This is a genomic window from Paenibacillus daejeonensis DSM 15491, assembly GCF_000378385.1.
Classification (GTDB): domain Bacteria; phylum Bacillota; class Bacilli; order Paenibacillales; family Paenibacillaceae; genus Paenibacillus_D; species Paenibacillus_D daejeonensis.
Map to the genome: position 1 here is coordinate 453,595 of NZ_KB899659.1, position 26,977 is coordinate 480,571.

23 protein-coding genes are annotated in these 26,977 nt (G+C 51.6%); all 23 read right to left on the reverse strand.

The features are described from left to right. Positions 1–6 precede the first annotated feature (6 nt). Complete coding sequence (locus tag F556_RS0102060; RefSeq protein ID WP_020615224.1) at positions 7–243, reverse strand: YlzJ-like family protein; 237 nt, start codon at positions 241–243, stop codon at positions 7–9. Beyond that, entirely contained in the window at positions 240–935 is a 696-nt protein-coding gene (locus tag F556_RS0102065; protein ID WP_245583025.1) for a ClpP family protease, read from the reverse strand. Before F556_RS0102065 ends, F556_RS0102060 begins: the two co-directional genes overlap by 4 nt. Positions 936–1,286: 351 nt before the next feature. After that, positions 1,287–2,966: a ribonuclease J gene (locus tag F556_RS0102075; RefSeq protein ID WP_020615227.1), complete on the reverse strand. Its 1,680-nt coding sequence runs from the start codon at positions 2,964–2,966 to the stop codon at positions 1,287–1,289. A 231-nt stretch (positions 2,967–3,197) separates the two neighbouring features. Next, the gene (dapA, locus tag F556_RS0102080) at positions 3,198–4,070 is read right to left on the reverse strand and encodes a 4-hydroxy-tetrahydrodipicolinate synthase (RefSeq protein WP_020615228.1); all 873 of its coding nucleotides are present in this window, start codon (positions 4,068–4,070) and stop codon (positions 3,198–3,200) included. Between the two features lie 94 nt (positions 4,071–4,164). Continuing rightward, positions 4,165–5,370, reverse strand: coding sequence for an aspartate kinase (gene dapG, locus F556_RS0102085; protein WP_020615229.1), 1,206 nt, complete (start codon positions 5,368–5,370; stop codon positions 4,165–4,167). A gap of 16 nt (positions 5,371–5,386) precedes the next feature. Continuing rightward, entirely contained in the window at positions 5,387–5,986 is a 600-nt protein-coding gene (locus tag F556_RS0102090; RefSeq protein WP_020615230.1) for a dipicolinate synthase subunit B, read from the reverse strand. Then, complete coding sequence (dpsA, locus tag F556_RS0102095; RefSeq protein ID WP_020615231.1) at positions 5,983–6,882, reverse strand: dipicolinate synthase subunit DpsA; 900 nt, start codon at positions 6,880–6,882, stop codon at positions 5,983–5,985. The genes F556_RS0102090 and dpsA overlap by 4 nt, the downstream gene beginning before the upstream one ends. A gap of 148 nt (positions 6,883–7,030) precedes the next feature. After that, on the reverse strand, positions 7,031–7,474 hold the full coding sequence (dut, locus tag F556_RS0102100) for a dUTP diphosphatase (protein ID WP_020615232.1): 444 nt from the start codon (positions 7,472–7,474) through the stop codon (positions 7,031–7,033). After that, the gene (locus F556_RS0102105; protein ID WP_020615233.1) at positions 7,455–8,720 is read right to left on the reverse strand and encodes a M16 family metallopeptidase; all 1,266 of its coding nucleotides are present in this window, start codon (positions 8,718–8,720) and stop codon (positions 7,455–7,457) included. The genes dut and F556_RS0102105 overlap by 20 nt, the downstream gene beginning before the upstream one ends. A 43-nt stretch (positions 8,721–8,763) precedes the next feature. Beyond that, a complete protein-coding gene (locus F556_RS0102110; protein WP_020615234.1) occupies positions 8,764–9,741 on the reverse strand; it encodes a polysaccharide deacetylase family protein in 978 nt (325 codons plus the stop codon). A gap of 165 nt (positions 9,742–9,906) precedes the next feature. Continuing rightward, positions 9,907–12,012, reverse strand: a complete 2,106-nt coding sequence (gene pnp, locus F556_RS0102115) for a polyribonucleotide nucleotidyltransferase (protein ID WP_020615235.1) — start codon at positions 12,010–12,012, stop codon at positions 9,907–9,909. A 172-nt stretch (positions 12,013–12,184) separates the two neighbouring features. Next, positions 12,185–12,454, reverse strand: a complete 270-nt coding sequence (gene rpsO, locus F556_RS0102120; RefSeq protein ID WP_020615236.1) for a 30S ribosomal protein S15 — start codon at positions 12,452–12,454, stop codon at positions 12,185–12,187. Between the two features lie 139 nt (positions 12,455–12,593). Next, positions 12,594–13,547 (reverse strand): bifunctional riboflavin kinase/FAD synthetase, encoded by a 954-nt coding sequence (locus tag F556_RS0102125; RefSeq protein WP_020615237.1) that lies wholly within the window; start codon positions 13,545–13,547, stop codon positions 12,594–12,596. Positions 13,548–13,588: 41 nt separating this feature from the next. Continuing rightward, positions 13,589–14,491 (reverse strand): tRNA pseudouridine(55) synthase TruB, encoded by a 903-nt coding sequence (gene truB, locus F556_RS0102130; protein WP_020615238.1) that lies wholly within the window; start codon positions 14,489–14,491, stop codon positions 13,589–13,591. Between the two features lies 1 nt (position 14,492). Beyond that, a complete protein-coding gene (locus F556_RS0102135; protein ID WP_020615239.1) occupies positions 14,493–15,485 on the reverse strand; it encodes a DHH family phosphoesterase in 993 nt (330 codons plus the stop codon). After that, positions 15,482–15,838 (reverse strand): 30S ribosome-binding factor RbfA, encoded by a 357-nt coding sequence (rbfA, locus tag F556_RS0102140; protein ID WP_020615240.1) that lies wholly within the window; start codon positions 15,836–15,838, stop codon positions 15,482–15,484. Before rbfA ends, F556_RS0102135 begins: the two co-directional genes overlap by 4 nt. 7 nt (positions 15,839–15,845) lie before the next feature. Then, positions 15,846–18,542: a translation initiation factor IF-2 gene (gene infB / locus F556_RS0102145; RefSeq protein ID WP_020615241.1), complete on the reverse strand. Its 2,697-nt coding sequence runs from the start codon at positions 18,540–18,542 to the stop codon at positions 15,846–15,848. Continuing rightward, complete coding sequence (locus F556_RS0102150) at positions 18,535–18,864, reverse strand: L7Ae/L30e/S12e/Gadd45 family ribosomal protein (protein WP_020615242.1); 330 nt, start codon at positions 18,862–18,864, stop codon at positions 18,535–18,537. Before F556_RS0102150 ends, infB begins: the two co-directional genes overlap by 8 nt. Continuing rightward, positions 18,851–19,162, reverse strand: a complete 312-nt coding sequence (gene rnpM, locus F556_RS0102155; protein WP_020615243.1) for an RNase P modulator RnpM — start codon at positions 19,160–19,162, stop codon at positions 18,851–18,853. Before rnpM ends, F556_RS0102150 begins: the two co-directional genes overlap by 14 nt. A gap of 53 nt (positions 19,163–19,215) precedes the next feature. Then, complete coding sequence (gene nusA, locus F556_RS0102160; protein WP_020615244.1) at positions 19,216–20,313, reverse strand: transcription termination factor NusA; 1,098 nt, start codon at positions 20,311–20,313, stop codon at positions 19,216–19,218. Between the two features lie 27 nt (positions 20,314–20,340). Further along, positions 20,341–20,802, reverse strand: coding sequence for a ribosome maturation factor RimP (gene rimP, locus F556_RS0102165; protein WP_020615245.1), 462 nt, complete (start codon positions 20,800–20,802; stop codon positions 20,341–20,343). Between the two features lie 166 nt (positions 20,803–20,968). Beyond that, a complete protein-coding gene (locus tag F556_RS0102170; protein WP_020615246.1) occupies positions 20,969–25,279 on the reverse strand; it encodes a PolC-type DNA polymerase III in 4,311 nt (1,436 codons plus the stop codon). Positions 25,280–25,477: 198 nt separating this feature from the next. Further along, positions 25,478–26,926, reverse strand: coding sequence for a proline--tRNA ligase (gene proS / locus F556_RS0102175; RefSeq protein WP_020615247.1), 1,449 nt, complete (start codon positions 26,924–26,926; stop codon positions 25,478–25,480). Positions 26,927–26,977 lie beyond the last annotated feature (51 nt).

A 26,977-nucleotide genomic window follows, 5' to 3' on the forward strand; every position in this document is an offset into this window, starting at 1 on the left:
TTCCTATCACGGAGCAACGCTGCCGGAAGGCTGTTGAAGCATGATTAAGCTTCCAGGTGTCAGGCCGGGATCAAGATAATGATACAAGCTGCAATCTACCAGCCGCACGATTCGCCCAATCCCCGGAGAAACCGGCTCCACCTGCATTCGAATGCCTTGATGATCGATTTCCAAAGGGGCTTCCCGTTCCCGGTCCCACCCTTCCAGCACGATGTCAAGCGGGACGCTGGTATACAAAATCATTGTATCACCGCCCCCGCCTGCATCCGCCTTTCTTCGATTCTGCGATTCAATTCGCGGAGTGCCGCCCCTACACCGCCAACGGCATCGATTAGGCCATACGTCACGGCATCTGGACCAATGACAGTTGTCCCAATGTCACGGGTCAATTCACCCGTTTTAAACATCAGCTCTTTAAACTTTTGTTCTGTAATTCGGGAATGAGACATCACAAAACGAACGACACGCTCCTGCATTTTCTCCAGGTATTCAAAGGTTTGTGGAACGCCAATTACCAACCCGTTCAGTCGGATGGGATGAATCGTCATGGTCGCCGTTTCCGCGATGAACGACATATTGCCGGCAACGGCTATGGGCACCCCAATCGAATGTCCCCCACCTAACACAATGGTTACCGATGGTTTGGAGAGCGAAGCGATCATCTCGGCAATCGCAAGTCCAGCTTCCACATCCCCGCCAACCGTGTTCAGAACGATCAAAACGCCTTCGATTTTCGGATTTTGCTCTGCTGCCACCAATTGAGGAATGAGATGCTCGTATTTGGTGGTTTTGTTTTGCGGTGGCAATACTAGATGACCTTCAACCTGTCCGATAATCGTCATACAGAAGATATTGGATTCAAGTACCGGTACTGTCGTTTGCCCCAGCTGCTGAATTGTATCCACAACTGGGTTTCTTGGTTTATCTATCGGCATCGTGGGATCGGGTTGAGGTTGCGGTTGCTCCTGGTTCATGTAATTGCCCGTCTGCATCATGTCTTCTGCCTCCTGATCGGAATTACTGGCCACGTCCGGACTGATCCTGCTTGTTTCCTGGCCCGCGTCGCGCTACAGCTTGTCATAGTATGGGTTGCGATGAAGCTTTTATACTGAAACAAGGTGAAACGGCTACGCCGTCCTTTGGCGGCGTTGTCAGTTTCATTCCAGTGAAATGTAAGCCAAGTAAATGAGAAATCATACACTTTCTTATATTTTAAACGCAAAAACGCCATTGATGGCTCCTGGAGAAAGAGCACATCAATGGCCAGTGGCTAGGTCGTGTGAACATTAAACTTCCATTATAATAGGCAGGATCATAGGACGACGGCGTGTTTGCTCATACAAGAAGCGGCCCAATGCGTCCTTCACATTGGTCTTGAGCGACGCCCATTCATTCACCTTGTCGTTCATTAGCTTATTCAAGGTAGAAGTAACGATGCGGTTAGCTTCATCGAGCAATCCTTCGGATTCCCGAACGTAGACGAATCCGCGGGAGATGATGTCCGGTCCGGACAAAATCTTGCCGTCCTGCTTGCTCAGTGTTACAACGACAACAAGAATACCATCTTGCGACAGCAGCTTGCGGTCCCGCAAGACTATGTTGCCGACGTCACCAACACCGAGTCCGTCGATCAAAATGTTACCGGCGGGTACTTTGTTTCCTTTGCGGGCTTTGCCGCCTTGGAACTCCACCGTGTCACCATTGTCAACGAGGAAGATGTTCTCACGCTCCATGCCGATTGCCTCTGCCAGCAAAGCATGCTGACGAAGCATACGATATTCGCCGTGAATCGGAATGAAATATTTCGGTTTGATCAGATTGAGCATCAGTTTAAGCTCTTCCTGGCTACCATGACCCGATACGTGAACACCGGATACGGAACCTGGTCCATAGATAACATTCGCGCCGAGGCGGAACAACTCGTCCACTGTACGGCCGACGTATTTTTCATTTCCTGGAATTGGAGTGGCCGCAATAATAACGGTGTCTCCCGGCAGGATGTCAATCTTGCGGTGCGTGGAACGCGCCATTCTAGTCAGTGCAGACATCGGTTCGCCCTGGCTGCCTGTTGAGAGAACAACAACACGGTCTGCCGCAAGACGATTGACCTCGTCCGGCTCAATCAGCATGCCTTCCGGAATGTTAAGGTAACCCAGCTCGGAAGCAATGCTTACAACATTGACCATGCTGCGTCCGATAACAGCCAGCTTGCGCTTGGTCGACATCGCTGCATTAATGACCTGTTGAATCCGGTGGACATTGGATGCAAATGTCGCTACGATCACCCGTTGGGTGGACTTGCGGAAGATATCTTCGAACTCATTGCCGATATTGCTCTCCGACGGCGTAAAGCCTGGACGCTCCGCATTCGTACTATCCGACAAAAGTGCAAGTACGCCACGGCTGCCGATTGCAGCCATCCGCTGAAGATCAGCATACTGATCGTTAACAGGCGTGTGATCGAACTTGAAGTCACCGGTGTGAACAACGATACCTTCAGGTGTGTCAAGGCAGACCCCTACCGAATCAGGGATACTGTGGTTCGTACGGAAGAATGTCGCTTTGATCGAGCCGAGCTCAACTTCAGAGTCCGCGTTGATCAGAATACGCTTGGTCTCACCCAACAGACCCGCTTCCTTCAACTTGCCCTCAATCAGACCGATTGTCAGCTTCGTGGCATAAACCGGAACATTCAGGTTCTTCAACACATAAGGCAATCCACCAATATGGTCTTCGTGACCATGCGTAATGAGAATGCCTCTCACCTTATCGCGATTTTCTTTGAGATAGGTAATATCCGGGATGACGATATCGATCCCCAGCATGTCCTCCTCTGGAAACTTCAACCCCGAATCTACGATTACGATGTCGCCTCCATACTGAATGACATACATATTTTTGCCGATCTCACCTACTCCGCCCAATGCAAAGATCAGCAGCTTATCTTGATTATTCTTTTTTGACACGTCTATCTTTACCTCCTATGTTCGTGTAACGCTTCTCCAAACGTTCGTGATTTATTTTTCAAAAAATTGCCGCACCCAGTCACTTGAAATCCATTATACATGATGTTTTTATTAAAACACAAGTCAATCCGCTTTCATGTCAGCAGAACATACATGTACTGGCATTGAAAGCACAAGTAGAGCCGGTGCTGGTTGCACCGGCTCCTTGGTTGCAAGTCATATAGGGCTGGATTACAGCAGCTTGCGCAAAAATTCGGCTTCTTGATCGGTAACGTCAACCAGCGGCAATCTGACACCGCCAACATGCATCCCGCTAAGGCCAAGAATAAACTTGATCGCTACCGGATTTGGAACCGGATGCGGTGCTTCAAAGATGCCTTTGAACATCGGATGATACTGACCATGAAGTCTCGCAGCTTCTTTTACATTACCTTGCAGATACGAATCAATCATCCGCTTCATTTGTGGACCGATCACATGGCTCGCCACACTAACGATTCCATGACCGCCAATGGCAAGCACAGGCAATGTCATGCTGTCATCCCCGCCATAAACAAGGAAGCCCTCGGGAGCAGCGCTAATAATATGCGTCAACTGATCCAGAGAAGCACATTCCTTGGTCGCCACGACATTCTCTATATGTGCCAGACGCAGTGTTGTGGCCGCACTGAGGTTAGCTCCCGTGCGTCCAGGTACGTTGTAAAGCATCACAGGCAGCTTGGTCGACTGCGCAATGGATTTGAAATGCTGGTACAAGCCTTCCTGGCTTGGGCGGTTATAGTAAGGAACAACCAACAGAATCCCATCTACGCCAGCCTCTTCAGCCGCCTGTGTCAGATGGATGGAGTGAGCAGTGTTGTTGCTCCCCGTGCCAGCAATGATCTTGCAACGCCCGTCTGCATGCTTAACTGCATAGCGAAAAAGCTCCAGCTTCTCGTCGTCAGTCAATGTCGGGGATTCACCGGTAGTCCCGGAGACGACTAAGCTCTCGCTCTTCTGTTCTTCTATCAAGTAATCAATCAATCGTCCCGTCGTGTCCCAATCAATCTGACCATCCACATCAAACGGGGTGACCATTGCAGTCACTAATCTCCCAAAATCCATCCTGAATCCTCCTAAGGTCATAGCTCAAAGATAAGAATTTATCGATTTGCGTAGAATTTTCGTTATCTTATATTTATACCATTAAACAAGGGGTCTATGGAAGATGAAGTTCAAACTTTGCGTGAAGTGCGCGCAAAGCCGGTACCATATCTTCTTCGCGGACCAGTACCCAAATCGTTGAATTTGAATCTGCAGATTGAAGAATGGTGATCCCGCTAAGGGTGAGCGCTTCAACGATCGACGCCATAATCCCCGGCACACCATTCATGCCACCGCCGATGACCGAGACCTTTGCACAGCTGTGTACCGCCTGCGGATCATAACCAATGCCGCGAAGCAAAGCCAAGGCTTGGGCTGCATCACTATCGAATACAGTATACACTGCACCACTTGGCGTCACATTAATAAAATCCACGCTGATGCCGTGTTTGGCCATGGCCTGGAAAACCTGCAGCTGCATATCGCTCTCCTGGTCTCTGGCCTGCACAGACAGCTGTGTAATTCCGCCCACATGGGCAATACCGGTCACGTGACGGTCCTGTACCGCTGCTGAAGCTTGCAATGGTCCACTGACAAGCGTCCCCTCGTCCTCCGAGAACGTTGAACGCACACGCAATGGCAAGTTAGCCTGAGCTGCAATTTCCACCGCACGCGGGTGAATGACTTTGGCGCCTTGCCGGGCCATATTGCACATCTCCGCATACCCGACATGGGTTAACGGACGGGCATTCTCCACAAAGCGGGGATCAGCTGTCAGGATGCCGCTGACATCCGTATAGATATCTGCTCTGACAGCCTGGAGAGCCGCACCTAAGGCAGTTGCCGAGGTGTCGCTACCACCGCGTCCAAGCGTTGTCCACTCGCCTGTATCGGTTCTTCCCTGAAACCCTGCAACAATAACCACCTTGCCCTGTTGTAAATGCTTCAGAACGGCTGCCGTCTGCATATCGATAATCTTTGCCTGGCCGTAATGATGATCGGTAACAATACCAGCCTGCCCCCCCGTCAGCACAGTCGATTCGATTCCTTGCCCCTGCAGCAGACTGCACAGTGTTACAGCCGAGATGATCTCACCACAGCAGAGCAGCATATCCCGCTCTCGCGCTGTTAATTGACCCGACTCTCCTGTCAAAGCAAGCAAGGAATCGGTCGCGTAGGGATCCCCGCTCCTGCCCATAGCAGAAACGACAACAACAAGGTCATGTTGCTGCCGTTCCCTGTCGATATGGCGGACTACATGACCCCGTGCCTCCGGGGTCGATACGGAAGTGCCGCCAAATTTTTGCACGAGAATTCCCATCCGCATCGCCCCCCGGTCAGCTTCCATAATTGAAGCGTTCAATCACCATGGGTTGCAGCTGCCGTCCAGCGAGCGCCGCCTCACACGCCTCCATCACCAGCTCCATTCTGGCCACAAGAGAATTGGGCTTCTGCTCGGGATTATCCTGCCCGAACGGAACAAAGAAAATATTCTTGGCCACCAGAAGCTTAGCAATGTTAGCTGCATTAAGACCCAATCCATCATTCGTCGAGATGGCCAATACGACCGGACGGCCGTTACGCATCTGAGACTTGGCTGCCATCAATACAGCACTGTCCGTCATCGCATTGGCGAGCTTGCTGGTGGTATTGCCAGTACAAGGCGCAATAACGAGTACATCGAGCAGCTTCGAGGGTCCCAGCGGTTCAGCCTGAACAATCGTCGAGATAATCTCGTTGCCTGTAATGCCCTTCAACTGCCGCTGCCATTCCTCCGACGTGCCGAATCTGGTGTCCGTTGTCATAATGGTTGAAGTCACAATCGGCACCACTTGTGCACCTGCATCTATAAAACGTTGAATTTGCGGCATAACCTCCGCAAACGTACAATGTGACCCGGATAGTGCATAGCCGACCGTTTTGCCTTGCCAGTTCATCGTCCATCCCCCCGCAATTGTAAATCGTCCTGAATTAACCGACTCAAGCAATCCGCCATGATGCGTCCTGCTGTTCTGGGAGCGACGATTCCGGGGAGACCGGGCGCGAGTATCGCCTTGATTCCACGCCTCTCGGCGAAGCGGAAATCAGTACCGCCCGGCTTCGAAGCCAGGTCGATAATAACGGCGCGCGAAGGCAATTTCGCGATCATTTGCGCTGTGACTATCATAGTCGGAATTGTATTAAAAATCAAGTCGGGATTGCTCATGTGAAGCTCCAGATCAGCCGTATAAAAAGGCCGGAAACCCATCTCGTGCGCCCGCGCAAAATCAGCCTCGGCCAAGACGCCGGCCTTGACTCTGGCCCCCAGGCCCTGTAGTGTTCTTGCCAATGTAAGTCCTGTGCGACCCAAACCAAGCACCAGACATTCCGCACCGTGAATCGTAATATCCGTATTCTGAATCGCCAGCATCACTGCCCCTTCAGCCGTCGGAATTGAATTATAGATCGCTACATCATCCCGATCAAGCAGTTCTACCAACCTGATATTGTGGCTGTCACACAGCTGTCTTAAATACGGTTTTGCCATGCCGGTGTATACTGTACTGTGCTTGGGCAGTCTGGCGATGTGCGTGTCCTGAAGCTTGAGCTTCTCGCTGCTGAATACCGCTGTGATGAAGCCATCATCGTCCGTCCCTACAGCTGGAAGCACCACCACATCAGCATTCTCGAACAGTGATTCATCATATGAGGCATGTACGGCACCATCCAGCTGTGTATGCAGTCCGTCAAAGCCTACCAGAGTCACTGCCGCATCCAGCTCGCTCAGCTTGTGGATGATTTCCAGTGCTCTCGCATCTCCTCCCAGCAGCAGGATCTGCGTACCTGTCAGCATGCCAGCTCCACTCCTTTCCTGCACCAGTCATACGCTATCTTATGCTTAAGCCCAGGAGGGGGTGAAGAAATTAATCTTCCAAAGTGAAGCAGCCCTCCGTATGCACGAAAAAGCCTTGCGCATATGCGCAAGGCCAGAGAAGATTATATTAGGTACCGGTATGACCGAAGCCGCCTGCGCCACGCACAGTGTCCGGCAGTTCATCGGTTTCCTCCAGAAGGATATCCGGAACCACCTGGAAGACCATCTGGGCAATTCGCTCGCCTCGGGTAATCGTAAACGGTTCTTGACCAATGTTAATGAGCAATACCTTAACCTCACCCCGATAATCCGCATCGATGGTGCCTGGTGAGTTCAGGCAGGTAATCCCATGCTTGTAAGCCAGCCCGCTTCGTGGACGGATCTGTGCTTCCAGCGTGATTGGCATCGCCATTGCAAAGCCTGTGGGCACTAGCCGACGTTCGCCAGGTGCCAGAATGAGCGGCTCCTCAACTGCAGCATGCAAGTCAAAGCCGCTTGCAGCCGCAGACATTTTGACTGGCAGTTGAATATCCTCATTGCCTGGAAGCCGCTTAAGTTGAACTGGATACAAAATAATTCCTCCCTACATGTTGAGCCGCTTTGTCATTAGTGCCTACCATAGCAACGGCAAACGGCTCTGCGAGCATATGTCTGGTCACTTCCTGTATAGTTTCCATTGACACTTCATCAATTTTCTCTAGCATTTCATCAAGTGTATAGTGCCTGCCCAGCATAAGCTCATTTTTGCCGTTCCGGTTCATACGGCTGCTGGTGCTCTCCAAGGATAAAATCAGACTTCCCTTCAACTGCTCCTTGCCGCGATGCAGTTCAGCTTCAGTCAAGCCTTGCGCCGACACCTCACCGAGCAGCTCCAAAGTCAGGTCCAGCACATCTTTGGTCTGTTTCGGCGCCGTTCCGGCATAAATCGTATACAGCCCGCTATCGGCATACGACGTATGATACGAATAAACGGAGTAGGCCAGTCCGCGCTTCTCCCGAATTTCCTGAAACAGGCGCGAACTCATTCCGCCGCCTATAGCATTGTTAAGTAGAATCATGGCATACAGCCGCGGATCATTAATCGAGCAACCTTGGAAGGACAAACAAATATGGTTTTGCTCCGTTTTTTTCTTATGGAATAAATATTCCCCTTTAAATACCGGTGGCTGCAGCACTGCACTGGTCCCGCGAGCATTAAATCGGCCAAAATATTTCTCCAGCAAGCTTAAAACAGCCTCGGGTTCGACGTTTCCGGCCACACTGATCACCGTGTTATCGATACGGTAATGACTGTTCATGAACGTACGAAGGGTATCGGCGTTCATAGCCATCAGTCTGCTCTCATCACCCAGAATCGAATACGCCAGGGGATGGTTTCCGTAGCTTGCACGCGAAGCCTCATCATGCACTTTATCGTCAGGCGTGTCTTCGTACATCGAAATTTCTTCTAAAATAACATTTTTCTCTTTGGCGAGTTCACCCTCGTCGAATTCCGATTCGAAAAACATGTCTGCCAGAGCATCGACTGCGATCGGCAGATGCTGATCCAATACTTTTGCATAATAGCAGGTATATTCCTTGGATGTAAAAGCATTCACGTTACCGCCGATGCCGTCAAAGACGTCTGCAATATCCTTAGCCGTGCGCTGTTTCGTGCCTTTGAAGAGCATATGCTCAATAAAATGCGAGATGCCGCTATTCTCGGGTGTTTCGTTGCGGGAGCCCGTCTTGACCCAGATACCGAAGGAGACAGACCGGCAGGTCGGAATGCTCTCGACGATAACCCGAAGCCCGTTGCTCAAGGTGTATTTCTTCAAAATAGGTTACCCTCCTAAAATCAATGATTTTACTATATCAGAATTATGACGGTCGCTCAACCGGCGCGATCCGCTTGGTCGACAACAGCTCGCTCACGGTACCGAGCGCCAGCGACTTGTTCTTGATTGCAGCAATCATTCCCGGCAGCGCCTCACTGGAGGAGGCGGTCGGATGCATCAGAATTAATGCACCAGGTTCGAGCCGCAGCGAAATTTTGCGAATGATCCACTCCGGGGCAGGCTTCTTCCAGTCTACCGTATCCAGCGTCCATAACACCGTACCCAACCCTTGCTCTGCTGCCAGCTCCACGGTCTGCTGATTATAATCTCCTGACGGCGGGGCAAACCAGCGGTTCTGAACGCCAAGCTGATCCTTCAGCAGCTGCTCGGTACGGGTAATCTGACGCAGCGCAGAAGACCGATCAAGTTGACTCATATTGGGATGTGAATACGCATGGTTGGACATTTCATGTCCCTGCGACTGAATTTGTTTGGCAATGTCCGCATGCTTGCTCAGCCAGGAACCATCCAGGAAGAACGTCGCTTTAACCCCTTCATCAGCCAGAACTTTAAGCATCGGTTCAATATATTCATTGCCCCAAGCTACATTGATCATCAATGCTACCATTGGCTTCAGCGGATTTCCCTTATAGATGGGATGCGGCCCCAAGTCCGCCAGCTTGGTCTTCGGTTCGATTTCTCGAAACACGTACTGAATCTCGCCACCTGTCCAGGCCTGTCGATTCAGTTCATACGTCTTGTCGGTATCAACTTCAAACCCATTGTAGCCGGGAATTAACTTCCACACCCGATCCACCCGTGGCTCCACCGGTGCGATCCGCTTGCTTGCCGCTGTCTCTCGGATACGCTGCATTAGCTCATCCTCAGCACCTGCTGTCGTCTGCTGGATGCGGTTTTCTTTAACTGCTGCGATGTAGTGGGCCACGCTATTGTCACTATTAAGCCAGATGAACAAAACGAGAGCCGTCACCAGTATGGTCATCCATTTTGTACGACGCATGCCATCCCCACCCTTCTTGTACACTTCAATCATATGATTGCAGGTAAGGGATTATGAAGCGTTTGTCCTACGGCATTTCTCGCGTATAAATGAAAAAAGAGTCAGACAGAATCTGGCTCTTATCAATAGACTATGGTTTGATCGGATTCGTACTTCGGATTCGTACTAATTAGAAGAAACTTGCGTTTGAGCGGCGAGCACAGCTTTGCGGGACAGGTTAACCCGGCCTTGCTGATCAATTTCGGTGACTTTGACCGTAATCTGATCGCCAACCTTCACGACATCTTCGGTTTTGGCTACACGTTCTGCCGCCAATTGAGAGATGTGGACCAGTCCTTCTTTGCCTGGCAGAATCTCAACGAACGCTCCGAACTTCTCGACGCGCTTGACGGTTCCAACATAAATTTCTCCTACAACAACTTCCTTGACGATACCTTCGATAATCTGCTTGGCCTTCTGGTTCATTTCTTCGTTGGAGGAAGCAATGAATACCGTACCGTCCTGCTCGATATCGATTTTAACTCCCGTTTCTTCAATAATTTTGTTGATGATCTTGCCTCCGGCTCCGATAACATCACGGATTTTGTCCGGATTGATCGACAAGATGAGGATCTTCGGAGCATACGGCGACAGGCTCTTACGTGGCTGCTGCATGACCTCGAGCATCTTGTCCAAGATAAACATACGGCCATGGCGTGCTTGCTCCAGCGCTTGATTCAGAATCGACCGGTCAATTCCAGCAATCTTGATATCCATCTGGATCGCTGTAACGCCTTCCGCTGTACCTGCAACCTTGAAATCCATATCGCCAAGATGGTCTTCCATTCCCTGAATATCCGTCAGAATCGAGAAGTCATCTCCATCCTTGATCAGACCCATCGCCACACCTGCTACAGGTGCTTTAATTGGTACACCAGCATCCATCATGGCAAGCGTACTTGCACAGATACTAGCCTGTGAAGACGAGCCGTTAGACTCCAGCACCTCGGATACGAGGCGAATGGTGTAAGGGAAATCTTTTTCGGACGGGATTACCTTCGCGAGCGCGCGCTCACCCAGTGCACCATGTCCAATTTCGCGGCGGCCTGGCGCACGCAGCATTCTGGCTTCCCCAACGCTGAATGGCGGGAAATTGTAATGATGCATGAACCGTTTGGTTTCCTCGAGGGAAATACCGTCCAGGATTTGTACATCGCCTAGCGCACCAAGCGTACAGATACTCAATGCCTGAGTTTGACCACGCGTAAATAAACCGGATCCGTGCGTTCTAGGCAACTGAGCTACATCGCACTCAATCGGACGAATTTCGTCAAGTTTGCGCCCATCAGGGCGGACCTTGTCCACCGTAATCAAGCGGCGCACTTCTTCTTTGACGATATCATGCAGCACTTCCTTAACATCAGATAAGTGCTCAGGTGTTTCGGCATAAATCTCCTCAAAATGTGCGACAGCTTCATCTTCAATCCCATCGATCGCATCCTGACGAGCATGCTTCTCCTGAATCCGAATCGCTTCAACCAGACGATCTTGCGCATAGGCGCGCACGGCTTCATTAACGTCACTATTCACCGCATGGAGGACAACCTCCATCTTCGGTTTTCCAGCCTTCTCAACCAACTGCTCCTGTACGGCAACGATTTTCTTGATCTCGTCATGACCGAACATGATCGCTTCCAGCATCACGTCCTCGGACACTTCATTGGCTTCGGCCTCGACCATCATGATTGCGTCCTTCGTACCAGCTACGACGACATAGATATCGCTTTTTTCTTCTTGTTCAATCGTCGGGTTAATAATGAACTGTCCGTCAATCCGTGCAACAACTACGCCACCGATTGGTCCGTCAAACGGTACATCGGAGATGGCAAGCGCTGCTGACGTTCCGATCATCGCTGCAATGCTTGGTGAACAATCCTGATCCACACTCATGACCAGATCGAGGATTTGTACGTCATTGCGGAACCCTTCCGGGAACAAGGGACGAATTGGACGGTCGATCAAGCGGCTCGCAAGAATCGCTTTTTCGCTCGGACGCCCTTCGCGCTTAATGAACCCGCCAGGGATTTTGCCTACGGCGTATAACCGTTCTTCATAATTTACCGTTAACGGAAAGAAATCTAGTTTCTTTGGCTCAGATGAAGCTGTAACTGTACACAACACGACAGTATCGCCGTAGCGTACAGTCACCGCAGCATTGGCTTGCTTGGCCAAACGCCCGGTTTCCAGCACCAGTCGTCTGCCGCCGAGCTGCATTTCTACGCTTTGTAACATGTTATCCCTCCTGTCTTCTTCTGTTCAATTCGACAATGCCCGGCTCAACTCCTGCACCAGACAAGTTTATGTACATCTCATAAATGAGAACATGCTATAAAAAGCAACCAAGTGGCGGCCGTTCGCTACGGAACAAGCTGTCCACCCGGTTGCTTCTGGACTCACAAATCGATTAACGACGAAGGCCAAGCTTCTCGATCAGTGCGCTGTAACGTCTAACATCCTTGTTCTTCAAGTATGCCAGCAATTTACGGCGTTGACCTACCATCTTAAGCAAACCACGACGGGAGTGATGATCCTTCTTGTGTGTCCGCAGATGATCAGTCAGATTCACGATGTTCTCAGTCAAAATCGCAACTTGCACCTCCGGAGAACCGGTATCGGTAGCATGAGTCTTGTGCGTGTCAATGAGTTCATTCTTACGCTCTTGTGTGATAGCCATTCTCTTCACCTCCTAAATAATAATCGCCTATGGCCTCGAAACCGCCGGTGAAGTCGAGTATCCAAGCCATGGTTCGGATGCGTAGTGTAACCGCAACCTGAATCAGTATAGCACAGCAGCCTACGGAAGTAAACCCGGCCTACAGGGAGACCAGGCCAAGCAGTTGGCGAGCCGTATTGGCATCCGTTGCAATCTGGGCGATCAGCTCATCGACCGATCCGAACTTGCGCTCTTCCCGGATGAAATGACAAAATGAAACCTGCAATTCCTTACCATAGAGATCCCCACTGTAATCAAACAGATGCACTTCTGCCGTTGGCGCTCCACCCGGTGCGTTGAAGGTAGGCTTGAAGCCAAGGTTCATTACACCAGCAAAGGTGGTCTCTCCACTCGTTGCTCTGACTGCATATACGCCCAACCTTGGCAAGACATAGGGGTGGACCAAGTGGACATTGGCAGTGGGAAAACCAATCGTGCGCCCCCTGCCATCACCTGTCTGGACAATACCCGAAAAACGATACGGGCGTCCGAGCAGCGATTCCGCATGGTCTACAGCACCCAAGGCCAATTCTTTACGGATGAGCGTGCTGCTGACTTTCTCATCATTCTGATGGAAAGGAGAAACAATCTCCACTTCCATTCTGCCTTTACCAAGCTCCCGAAGGGTTTCAGCCTTGCCTTCTCCGCGATGCCCAAAGGAGAAGTCAAAGCCGACAACGGCTCGTTGCACCTGCAACGGGACGAGCACCTCTTCCACAAATCGGACAGGCTCTACAGCTGCGAAGGTCAGATCAAAGCGGAACACGTAGGCAACCTCAACGCCAAGCGAAGCAAACAGGGCCATTTTGTCATCAAGAGGAGTTAAATAAGTCAGATAGGGCTCCTCTTGGGACAATACTTCTCTCGGATGCGGATGGAATGTCATAATCGATGGACACAGGCCATCGGCACGAGCCGCCTCTACTGCCTTTTGGATCACCTGCTGGTGTCCTCTGTGCACACCATCAAAATGTCCGATTGCAAGAGTTTGAGGCAAAGCGCAATTCTCCAGCTGCTGATCAGTTAACGGATAGCTTAATTCGATTATTTTCACTTCGGCTACACCTGCATTTCTTTCATAAACTTAAGGAAGCGTCAAGAAAACACCTTGACGGGACAAATCAGTCCGCGGGCAGCATCTGCCCGATAAATTCCTAAAAACGCATCGGTTTCATCGTACAATCGAACCAGCTGACCGTCCGTTGGTTCGGCCGATAAAGCAGGCCACTGGAGTTTCTGTCCTTTTAATGCGCGCTCCGCCGAGCGTGCATCCACTACCAGCCGCTGCATATTCGTTAACCCCTGGTCAGGGCTGAGTAGATGCTCTGACAATACGCCCTGCTCATGCAATTCGCGAATCTGTTCCATCGTCAGGCAATCGGCTTCACCAAAGCCTGCCGATTGGGTGCGCCTCAGCTCCGCCATCGCGGCAGGCACGCCTAGCGCTTTGCCAATGTCAACGCACAGCGTACGGATGTACGTCCCTTTGGAACAAGTTACAGAGAACGAGAAGCGCGGACGATCGAGCTCTAGTGACATCGAGAGCAGCTCCAGCTCATAGATGGTGACTTGACGCTTTTTACGCTCGACCACCTTGCCTTCGCGTGCCAACTCATACAGCCGGCGACCCTCTACACGAACCGCTGAATACATCGGCGGCACTTGCTCAATCTCACCGACAAAGGAACGCAGCACCTGCCTGATTGCCTCTTCATTTACGGAGATATGATCTGCAGTCTCGATAACTTCCCCTGTCAAATCTTCTGTATCTGTGGCGACCCCAAGCTCCAAAACCGCTTCGTATGCTTTGGGGCGCTCTTGCAAATATTCAACTACACGCGTAGCCCGTCCTATGCACAGTGGCAACACGCCTGTGACTTCAGGATCTAACGTACCGGCATGACCAATTCGTTTGATACGCAGCATGCCTCTGACTTTTGCTACCACATCATGTGATGTCCAGCCTGCGGGCTTCCACACGGCCAATATTCCATCCATACTATCCTAATGCCCTCCTGACAGACTCCACCACCATACTGATGACGTCCGGCACCTGGCCTTCAATCCGGCAGCCCGCTGCCCGGACATGTCCGCCGCCACCAAACGTCTGAGCAACAGCAGCTACATTGGCCTTGCCAGCGGAACGAAAACTGACTTTCGTATGACCGTCTTCCGTGCCCTTGTACAAGATACCAACTTCGACGCCTTCTACATTAAGCGCATAGTTGACCAAGCCCTCCAGATCTTCACCGGTTGCGCCGGTATCAGCCAAATCTGCGGGTTCGATGAACAACCAACTGATACGACCATCATCCGTGAAGGACAATCGGGAAAGAGCCCGCTGTAAAAGCCGTAGCTGTGGCATGGTCATCTTCTCGAGCAGATGATCAGCTAGCTGATTGCCGCTCACACCGATACGCAGCAGTTCCGAAGCGATCTCCATCACATGGGGTGTGGTGTTGGAGTAACGGAACCCACCGGTATCCGTGAGCAGACCTGTATATACTGCGGTAGCAGCCTCCAGATCGAGCTCAATTCCTTGATGTGCAATCAGATCATACAAGATTTCAACCGTTGCTGCAGCATCAGGACGGATCAGATTGACGGTGCCAAAAGCATCGTTGGTTGGGTGGTGGTCAATATTAAGCAGCTGCGCATCTTCCGCGAATGATTGGCTAACGATGCCGATCCTTCGGAAATCCGCGCAGTCGATTGAGATAATATGAGTAAAGGAGCGGTCCAGGGGATGCTCCTTCACACAGGTAATACTATCTGCCAAGGTTAAGTAGGAAAGCCGGGACGGAACTGCCCCTTCATTGACGAGCACCGCCCGCTTACCCAAACGCCCCAGCAACCAGCCAATCAGAACGGTCGAGCTGATCGCGTCGCCATCTGGCTGGACATGCGAGACGACCAAAAAGTCGTCTCTGCTTGCCATGAACGAGTAAGCCTCCTCGAGCTGCCGCACATAGGCTGCTGCATGCTCTGTCATCGGCTTTCCTTCCCTTGGTTGAGCTGGTCTAGCAAGGATTCAATGTGACTGCCGTATTCAATACTGCTGTCAAACTTGAAGATAAGGTCCGGCGTATGCCGGAACCGAATCCGTTTGCCGAGCTCCGAACGGAGGAAGCCTTTGCCTCTGGCCAATGCCTTCAGCGTTTCTTCCTTTTGTTCTTCGCTGCCGAGGACACTGAGATAGACGCGTGCTTGCGACAGATCTCCTGTAACCTCTACCCCAGTTACCGTAATAAACCCGATACGTGGATCCTTCAGCTCCGATTGAATCAGCTGACTAAGCTCTTTTTTGATTTGTTCTCCGACACGCTCCACTCGGATTTTGGCCATTAGCGGCTCACCTCTCTACGGTTTCCATAATAAAGGCTTCGATGACGTCGCCTTCCTTGAGATCATTGTACCCATCCAATGTAATCCCGCACTCATAGCCTTGCGCAACCTCTTTGGCGTCATCCTTGAAACGCTTGAGCGATTCCAGCTTGCCTTCGTAGATCACGATACCACCGCGGACAACACGTGCCTCCGCATTGCGTGCCATCTTGCCGGAAGTAACCATACAGCCTGCAATAGTGCCCACTTTGCTGACTTTGAACAGGTTACGTACTTCCGCATGTCCGATGACCGCTTCTTTGTAGATCGGATCCAGCATGCCTTTCATAGCTTGCTCAATCTCGTCGATGACATTATAAATAATCCGGTGCAGGCGAATATCTACTTTTTCTTGGTCTGCAGCAATTTTAGCCTGCGGCTCCGGACGAACGTTAAAGCCGATAACGATCGCATTGGAAGCTGTCGCGAGGATAATATCGGATTCTGTGATAGCACCGACGCCACTGTGAATGATCTTGACACGAACGCCTTCGATATCGATCTTCTCCAGAGAGCCTTTGAGTGCCTCGAACGAACCCTGCATGTCAGCCTTGATGATGACATACAGATCCTTGATCTCGCCTTCCTTGATATGCTGATACAGATCATCGAGTGTAACGCGTGTATTCGAGCCCAGCTCGGATTGACGATGCTTGATTGCACGACGGTCCGCAATTGCGCGGGCCTTGCGCTCGTCTTCGAAGACGAGGAACGGATCGCCAGCCTGTGGCACCTCGGTCAGACCCGTAATTTCTACAGGTGTAGATGGACCGGCTTCCTTCATTCTGCGGCCTTTGTCGTTGACCATTGCACGAATACGGCCGAAGCAGTTGCCTGCCACATACGCGTCGCCAACCTTCAACGTGCCATGCTGAACCAGGATACGGGCAACTGGCCCTTTTCCTTTATCCAGCTCTGCTTCCAGAACCGTACCGCGTGCGCGTTTGTTCGGATTGGCTTTGTAGTCATTAACCTCAGCTACAAGCAGGATCATCTCCAGCAATCCTTCCAAATTGATGCGCTGCTTGGCGGAAAGCTCAACAAAAATGGTGTCGCCGCCCCACTCTTCTGGAACGAGCTCATACTCCGTCATTGCCTGCTTGATTTTCTCCGGATTAGCGCCCTCTTTGTCAATCTTATTGACAGCGACAATAATCGGAACGCCTGCGGCTTTGGCATGGTTGATGGCTTCAACCGTCTGCGGCATGACACCATCATCAGCTGCAACAACGAGAATGGTGATATCTGTTACCTGAGCACCACGCGCACGCATCGTTGTAAACGCTTCGTGGCCCGGTGTATCGAGGAAAGTAATTTTCTTTTGGTTGACTTCAACCTGATAAGCGCCGATATGCTGAGTAATGCCTCCGGCTTCGCCGCCGGTTACATTGGTATGACGGATCGCATCCAGCAATGTTGTCTTACCGTGGTCGACGTGACCCATAATCGTCACGACTGGCGGACGCCATTCCAGATCTGCATCGTCGTCAACCTCTTCCAAGGTTTCAAACTGATCTTCTTCAACTGGAATCTTGACTTCCACTTCAACCTTGAACTCTTCGGCTACCAGATGAATCGCATCCAGCTCCAACTCTTGGTTGATGGTTGCCATGACACCCAAGAAGAGCAGTTTTTTGATCACTTCAGACGCATCTTTGTGCAGGAGCTTAGCCAGCTCACCGACGGTCATATTACCGCGAACGATAATTTTCTTCGGCGTGTTGTCGATTTTTTCACGACGTTCCTGCTGCTGATTGTTGCGACCGCGATTGTTTTTGCCACCGCGACCGCCGCGGAAGTTGCCCCCACGGTTGTCGTCGAATCTGCGTTGTCCACCGCCACCGCCGCCACCTGGGCGGGAAGGTTTGCGGGAATCTCCGCCTGGACGGCCGCCAGCCTGGCCCGTGCCACCGCCACCTGGACGACTCTGACCTGCTGGACGATTATTGTCAAAACGGCCACCGCCTGCAGCCGGACGCCCGGCTCCACCTGACGGGGCACTGCCTTGACGATTACCGCCTTGGCCACCCTGACTGCCTTGTGCAGGACGTTGCCCGCCTTGGCCGCCACCTTGACCCTGACGGTTGCCTTGACCTTGACCACCCTGGCCGCCTGGACGACTGCCGCCTTGGGCTGGGCGTGACTGACCGCCCTGGCCACCTTGGCCGCTTGGGCGTTGTTGCTGTCCTGTACGTTGTCCGCCTTGCGGACGTTGCTGGTTGCTCCCTCCACTTGCGCCTTGTTGGCGTGGGGAAGCATTACCTTGACCTTGTCCGGCTTGACTTCTCGGCTGATTGGAATTGCTGTTTGGTTGGTTTTTCGATTCAGTACTATTCATAGGCTCCTGTCGTTCCATCGGTTTATTTTTGTTGCTTTGCGGTTGTACTGCCTGGGACGATTGGCGATTGCCAGCCGGCTTGGAAACTTGTGATGCTGCAGACACGCTTGCGCTTCCTTCTTGGGCGCGCTTGGCTGCGGCGTTGGATTTGATATTATGGAAGAACCCTTCTACCTTGTTCACCATTTCGTTCTCCATAACGCTCATGTGGTTGTTGACCGGCAAGTCCAGACGTTTCAGAATCGTGATGATTTCTTTGCTGCTCATATTGAGCGATTTTGCATATTCATACACGCGCAGTTTATCCTTGTTGTCTTGTTTAGTCAATATACTCCACCTCCGCTAGATCACTCAGTTGATTTCGTATCATCTTCGCAAATCCCTGGTCGGTGACGGCGATCAGCACTCTTGCTTCTTTGCCGATGGCCCCGCCAATCAAGACCCGATCGTAAGCTTCTGCAATCGCAACTCCGTAGGAGGCGCACTTGTCGCGGAACTTCTTCTTCGTGTTGTCGGAGGCGTCGCCGGCGACGAGAACAAGGCAGGCTTTCCCTGCGCGGATAGCCTTGAGGACGGTATCTTCACCGGTGATGAGCTTGCCTGCCCTCATCGCCATGCCAAGCGCGGACAATCCTTTATCCTTCGTCATCGGATTGCTCCCCTCTGGCAAGGAACTCATCTTGCACGCCAAGAAAGTCCTGCTCAAGCTGCTCATAGATCTCAGCTGCTACCGGCTGCTTGAGTGCCCGTTCGAAAGCTTTGCTCTTCTGGGCAAGCCTGAAGCAGCTGACTTTCCCGCACAGATAAGCACCGCGACCTGCCTTTTTACCAGTCAGATCGATCAGGATTTCCTCCGTTGGCGTACGTACAATGCGAATGAGTTCCTTTTTTGGCATCATTTCCTGACAGGCAATACATTTTCGAAGCGGTATTTTTCTAGGCTTCATCTCACACTACCCCCTGGCCTATCGGTAATTCCCGTGAGCCTTTAGCGATCGGATTAATCGATTGAGACTGAATCCTGATGCATCGTTCCCGATTGCGTTTTGGGGCGACCGTATTCTTCCTCGGCCTGCGTCTCACTCTTAATATCGATTTTCCATCCGGTCAGCTTGGCTGCGAGCCGTGCATTTTGACCCTTGATACCGATCGCCAGCGACAGCTGGTAATCAGGCACAATAACACGGGCCATTTTTTCCTGCTCGAATACAATAACCTCCACGACTTTGGAAGGACTAAGCGCGTTAGCGACGTACTCCTCCACACTGTCCGACCAGCGAACGATGTCGATCTTCTCGCCTTTCAGCTCGGTTACGATCGTCTGTACACGCATGCCTTTGGGACCTACGCAAGATCCAACCGGATCGACTTCCTCATTGCGTGAATGTACGGCAATCTTGGAACGGAATCCGGCTTCGCGCGCGACGGAGCGAATTTCAACCACGCCGTCATAGATCTCCGGAACCTCCAGCTCAAAGAGACGTTTCAACAAGCCCGGATGGGAACGCGACATAATAATCTGCGGTCCCTTGGTCGTGTTCTCCACTTTGGTAATGAAGGACTTGACGCGGTCGCCGTGCTTGAATTTGTCAGTCGGCATCAGTTCAGTCAGCGGCAACACTGCTTCCACCTTGCCCAGATCAATGAAAAGGTTGCGCGTATCCTGTCGCTGGACGATCCCGTTTACAATATCTTCCTCTTTGTCGATAAAGGCATTGTAAATGAGACCCCGCTCCGCTTCGCGGATGCGCTGAGTGACGACCTGCTTGGCCGTTTGGGCGGCAATCCGTCCAAAATCGCGAGGCGTTACTTCAATCTCGGCGATATCGTCCAGCGAATAGTGCGGGTTGACCTCGCGGGCGGCTTCCACGGAAATCTCCAAGCGAGAATCCAGCACATCGTCCACGACCGTCTTGCGCGCATATACCTTGATGACACCGGTAAACCGGTTGATGTCCACTCGTACATTCTGGGCGCTGTTGAAGTTGCGCTTGTAACTGGAGATCAAGGCCGCTTCAATAGCTTCCAGCAAGACGTCCTTGTTAATCCCTTTATCCCGTTCGATCTCCGACAGGGCTTCAATAAAATCCATGCTCATCTGAAATGAGTTCCTCCTTGTGGACAATTAGAAAACGATAGCCAGGCGAGCGCTCGCCACCTTGGCATAGGGTATTTCAATTTGCTTCTTGCCGATTTCGACAACCATCTGTTCCCCGTCAAAGGACAGCAGTTTGCCTTCAAATTCCTTGAGCTTGCCGATCGGCTCGTAAGTCGTGACGAATACATGCTTGCCGACTGACTTGTGCACGTCTTCAGCCTTCTTCAGCGGACGCTCGGCGCCGGGCGAGGAAACCTCCAAAAAATAAGCGTCCTTGATCGGATCATCCTTATCCAGCTGCTCGCTTATATATTCACTGATAACCCCGCATTCATCGATGTCGATGCCGCCTTCTTTGTCGACAAAGATGCGGAGAAACCAATTACTGCCTTCCTTGACATACTCAATATCGACCAGCTCGAAACCCCCGGATTCTAGATACGGGGCAACCATGGACTCGATAACGGTTTTTATGTTGGCTCTGCTCAAACGTTGTAACCTCCCGGTTGTCATTCCGAAATTGGTGTGGACAAAAGGTAAAGAGTGGGTTGCCCCACTCTTTGCGCGAATACCGATATCATCAGGATTACCAGAAAAATTATACCATAATCATGGGAGAGTGACAAGAGGAGCAAGCGATCAGGCCTTGTCTGCCTTAGAACAACGACAGTTGATTGGACTCTGGCAAGCCGCGGAAGCAGCCCATCGTCCCCAGCACTTCAACAATCGTTTTGCCGACTTTTGCCTTCTGTTGGAAGTCCTCTATGGAGAGGAACTCGCCATGATCGCGCGCGCCTGCAATGTTGCGGGCTGCATTCTCACCGATTCCCCCAATAGCCGAGAATGGAGGAATTAATGAATCACCGTCAACCAGGAAGCGAGTGGCATCCGATTGGTACAGATCAACCGGTTTGAAGGAGAAGCCTCGTGCCGTCATTTCAAGCGCCATTTCCAGAATCGAGATCATTGCTTTTTCCTTGGGCAGTGCCTGGAAGCCCTTTGCTTCAATCTCTATCAGCTTGCGTTTAATGGCATCATAGCCTTGGCATAGCAGTTCCAAGTCAAAGTCCTCTGCGCGTACCGAGAAATAAGTCGCGTAGAAAGCAATCGGATAATACAGCTTGAAAAAGGCTGTCCGCACAGCTGAGATAACATAAGCAGCGGCATGCGCCTTCGGGAACATGTACTCGATCTTCAGACAGGAATCGATGTACCATTTTGGCACCTTGCAAGCCTTCATTTCTTCGATCCATTCCGGCGTCAGGCCTTTACCCTTACGGACGCTTTCCGTAATTTTGAAGGCTAGCGAAGCATCCATGCCCGCTTTATAAATGAGGTAGAGCATGATGTCATCACGACAGCCAATAACCGTCTTAATCGTACAAGTATTGTTTTTGATCAGCTCTTGCGCATTGCCCAGCCACACGCCCGTTCCATGGGAAAGACCCGAGATTTGCAATAAGTCGGCAAAGGTTGAGGGCTGCGTCTCTTCCAGCATCTGCCGGACAAACTTGGTTCCCATCTCCGGCACGCCGTACGTCGCAACCGGGGATTTGATCTGCTCAGGCAGAACACCAAGCGCGTCTGTCGAGTTGAAGAGGCTCATGACCTTAGGATCATTCATCGGAATCGTTGTTGGATCGACGCCCGTCAAATCCTGCAGCATCCGCATCATAGTCGGGTCATCGTGGCCGAGGATATCAAGCTTGAGCAGATTCGCGTCAAAGGCGTGATAATCAAAATGTGTCGTCTTCCACTCGGCACTGGTATCGTCGGCCGGATACTGAACTGGCGTGATGTCCTCAACTTCCATATAGTCGGGCACAACTACAATACCGCCTGGATGCTGACCGGTACTGCGTTTCACGCCGGTACATCCGCTGGCCAGCCGGCTCAGCTCGGCGCCACGCCATTTTTTATCGAGGTGCTCTTCATATTTCTTCGCAAATCCATATGCCGTTTTCTCGGCTACGGTACCGATTGTGCCTGCTCGAAATACGCATTTCTCGCTGAACAGCACCTTCGTATAGTTATGCGCATGCGGCTGATATTCGCCCGAGAAATTGAGATCGATATCGGGAACTTTATCGCCTTTGAAACCAAGGAAGGTCTCAAAGGGAATATCCTGTCCCTCGCCCTTCATCGGTTTGTTGCACTTGGGACACAGCTTGTCCGGGAGATCGAAACCACTCGGGATGCTGCCATCGAGAAACCATTCACTATGCTTGCACTCGCTGTTGCGGCACATATAGTGTGCGGGGAGCGGGTTAACTTCGGAGATCCCCAGAAACGTTGCGACAACAGAAGATCCAACCGATCCCCTGGATCCAACCAGATACCCGTCTTCATTGGATTTCTTAACCAACCGCTCAGAAATCAGGTAGTTGGCGGAGAACCCGTAATTGATAATGGGCTTGAGCTCTTTCTCCAACCGCTCTACCACAACTTCCGGCAGAGGTTCGCCATAAAACGATTTGGCTGTATTATAGCAGGTATTGCGGATTTCTTCCTCCGCTCCCTCGATAATCGGCGTATATAGCTCGCTTGGGAACATGTCAAACGGTTCGAAGCGCTCGTTCAGCGCCAAGGTATTTTCCACGACAACCTCAAACGCCTTTTTCTCTCCGAGGAACGCGAACTCCGCCAGCATCTCATCGGTGGTACGGAAATGGGCGTCCGGCTTGTTCTGATCTTTCAACGGACTGAAGCCAGTAATGCCATGAATCGTAATGTCGCGGAACATCTTGTCCTTCGGGTTCAGATAATGAACATTGCCGGTCGCAATGACCGGTTTCTCAAGCTTCTCCCCGATCTCCACTACACGTCTTAGCGCCTGCTCCAGTTCGGCACGGCTTCCAACCAGGCCCTTGTCCACCAAATGCATGTAAAAAGTAATCGGCTGAATCTCCAGCACATCATAAAACCGTGCCACGTCCTCGGCTTCTTCGACCGACTTGTTCAATACCGTTTCAAAGAACTCGCCTTTCTCACAGCCGGAAATGACCAGCAGCCCTTCCCGCATATTGACAAGCTTGCTCTTTGGAATGGTAGCGACCCGTTTGAAATGCTCTGTATGGGATAAGGAAATTAATTTGAACAAGTTCTTCTTGCCCGCTGCATTCAAGGCAAAAATCAAGCAATGAAACGGTCTGGCGTTGGAAAGATCCAAACCCACATAATCATTGAGCTGATGCAGTCCGGTAATATTCCGTTCCGATGCATCCTTAATCAGACCGTACAACACACCGCCGAGCGCTACGGAGTCGTCAACCGCCCGGTGATGATTATCCAGACTGATCTTGTACTTGTCCGATAACGTATTGAGTCGGTGGTTTTTCATAGATGGATGCAGGAATCGCGCCAGCTCCAGCGTATCCAGCACAGGATTGGCGATCTCCGGAAGGCCCAGATTTTTGCAAGAGGCCTGCAGGAACCCAATATCAAACCGCGCGTTATGAGCAACCAGCACAGCATCCCCAATAAATGTGATAAACTCCCGCAGCATCGGCTCAAGCTCCGGCGCGTCCTTTACCATATCGTCATTGATATTAGTCAACTGCTGGATATGATATGGGATCTTCTCATGCGGATTAATAAAGGTTGAAAACCGGTCAATCTCCTTGCCATCCTGCATCTTCACGCCGGCCAGCTCTATGATCCGGTTATTGATAACAGATAAACCCGTTGTCTCGATATCAAAGACGACATAGACAGCACTCTCCAGCGATTCCTCGCGTGGCTCAAGCACCATAGGGACGGCATCGTTTACCACGTTGGCTTCTACCCCGAACAGCACCTTGACGCCATGCTTTTTTGCGGCCTTAACGGCGTCAGGATAACACTGCACATTGCTGTGATCGGTCACCGCAATAGCGGGATGCCCCCAGCGCGCCGCGGTTTTTACATAGGCGTCAATCGGCGTGACTGCATCCATGGTGCTCATCGTCGTGTGCAGATGGAACTCCACCCGTTTGTGCTCGGACTTGTCCATGCGCTCGGCGGGTGCCTTCACTTCATGAAGGTCGTTAGGCATCATCACCAGCTCAGGCTCCTGCATAAACCGATCGTATTCCACACGTCCGCGCGCCTTGACCCATTTGCCGTTGGCAAGCTGGCTCAATACTTTGACGTCTTCCTTCGTTTTGGCAAACATCTTCATCGCGATCGAATCAGAGAAGTCGGTCAAGTTAAAGGTGAACAAGGTACTGCCGTTGCGCAGCTCCTTGCGGTCAAGGCCAAAGACAGTTCCTTGCACCGTAATTTTCTTCTCTTCTTCAATGACCTGCATGATCGGTACAGGTGGTTCCTTGATATCGTAACCGACCACCAGGCGGACATCGCCTTCGTCCTCTTGCGGCATTTCTTCTTCTGGGCCAGCTGCCATCATCTGCTCGATAATGTCTCGCTCTTCCTGCTCCAACCGCTGTCGGAACAGCTCCTGGTCCTCAGTCTTGCGCTCCCCCACAACCATCTTTAAGCGGCCGGAACGGCTAAAATGCCGTTCGAAAAACCGTACGGCTTCCTCGTCCAGCTTTTTCTTGCGGGCCATCTCCAGAGCGGTCTCGTTCTGAAGCGTCACAGTCAACAAATCACCCTCGCTGGTCGTATCCGCTTTGCCGAGCCAGCCATTTACGGATGGGAGCTCCTGCTGTGCCCACTGTACGAAAAATGGCCAATACTCGGCCATGATGTCTCCAGTCGCAATGGCATCGTCAAATTGCATGACAAATCGGGTGTCCGCAATGTGACTGAACTTGTCTTTTACCTTTTGTGTAAAGCCTGACCAAGCCTCTGGAGGCACCAAGGACGTTTTGCTTAGGCAAAACGTCCACTGGCGGTTATTGGGACTGACCAGCACTTGCTCAATCTGGCCGTCCTTGAAATAGGTTTCGATGAACGCCTCCGTCAGCCCGGCCTGTTGCATGAGCAGCACAAACCGTTGACGCTTTGCTTGTGAAATGTTCATTCCCCCCTTAAATGTCTCTTAAGAGACAACCTACTATAGGACGCTGCGAGGAGAGGGGACTTCCGATCGCTGTTGTCCACGTATTTCATGATTTAAGCCGCATTAGCGGGTGAAATTCGTGGACAAAGGCGAACGCTCCGCTTCTCCAGCCTCCCTCTCCTCTCCACTTCCGTAAGGTTGTGCAAAAGAGACTTTTACTTAATAAGCCCTGGCGAAGACGACAGTGTCTGTCGCTGCATCGCCGCAGACCAGGCAAGTGCTCTTGCGCTGACGCGGTTCGAATGGAATGTTGCGGCTTGTGGCGCCCGTCTCTTCCTTGACTTGACGTTCGCAAGCGTCCGACCCACACCAGCCGGCTTCTACGAAGCCCCGCTTCGCTTCCATGAAGGTCTTCATTTCGTCGAGCGTATCGACCGCTTTGAAATTCTCTTCCCGGAAGTTCAATGCCCGCTCGAACATTTCCTGATGGATCTGTTCCAGCATCCGGCCGACTTCCTCGACCAGTTGATCTTGGGCAATAATGCGCTTCTCCCCGCTGATGCGCGAGACAAGCACAATTTGACCATTCTCCATATCACGTGGTCCGAGTTCAATCCGCAGCGGAATGCCGCGCATTTCGTACTCGTTGAATTTCCAGCCCGGCGATACATCCGAGCGGTCGTCGACACGTACGCGTACGCCAGCTTTTTTGAGTTCAGCATACAGCTCGTCCACTCTCGCAATGACTGCATCCCTCGTCTTGGCTGGACCAATGGGAATCATGACCGCTTGGGTTGGCGCCACTTTTGGCGGGAGAGCGAGTCCACGGTCATCGCCATGCACCATAATCATCGCACCGATCAGACGCGTGCTGACGCCCCACGAGGTGGTATGTGCATGCTGCAGATTGTTCTCGCGGTCCAGGAACTTGATGTCAAACGCAACGGCGAACTTGGTTCCAAGGTAATGAGACGTTCCCGCTTGTACGGCTTTACCATCCTTCATCATCGCTTCGATGGAGAACGTATCCACTGCACCTGCAAAGCGCTCCGACGGCGTCTTTTGTCCCACAATGACCGGGATCGCCAGGAAGCCCTCTACAAAATCACGGTAGATTTCCAGCATCTGCATGGTCTCGGCACGAGCGTCCTTCTCATCCTCATGAGCGGTATGGCCTTCCTGCCACAGAAATTCGCTTGTCCGCAAGAATGGCAGGGTCCGCTTTTCCCAACGGACCACGTTCGCCCACTGATTGATCAGTAAAGGCAGGTCTCGATAGGATTGGATCCACTTGGCATACATATGACCGAACATGGTCTCTGAAGTAGGCCGGATGGCCAGCCGCTCTTCAAGCTTCTCACCTGCTGCTTCCGTTACCCAAGGCAGTTCCGGATTAAATCCCTCGACATGTTCCTTTTCCTTCTGAAAGAAGCTCTCAGGAATGAAGATCGGAAAGTAAGCATTGCGATGTCCGGTTTCCTTGAAACGGCTGTCCAGCTCGCGTTGAATGTTCTCCCACAGCTCATAGCCCTCGGGACGAAACACAATGCAGCCGCGGACAGGCGAGTAGTCCATCAGCTCGGCTTTTTTAATGACGTCGATGTACCATCTGGAAAAATCCTCGCCTTGCGGGGTAATTTCCGTTACAAACTGTTTGTCTTTTGCCATAAGGACCTCCACCATTGTAATAACAGTACACGTTCAAGAAGGTCGCACTTC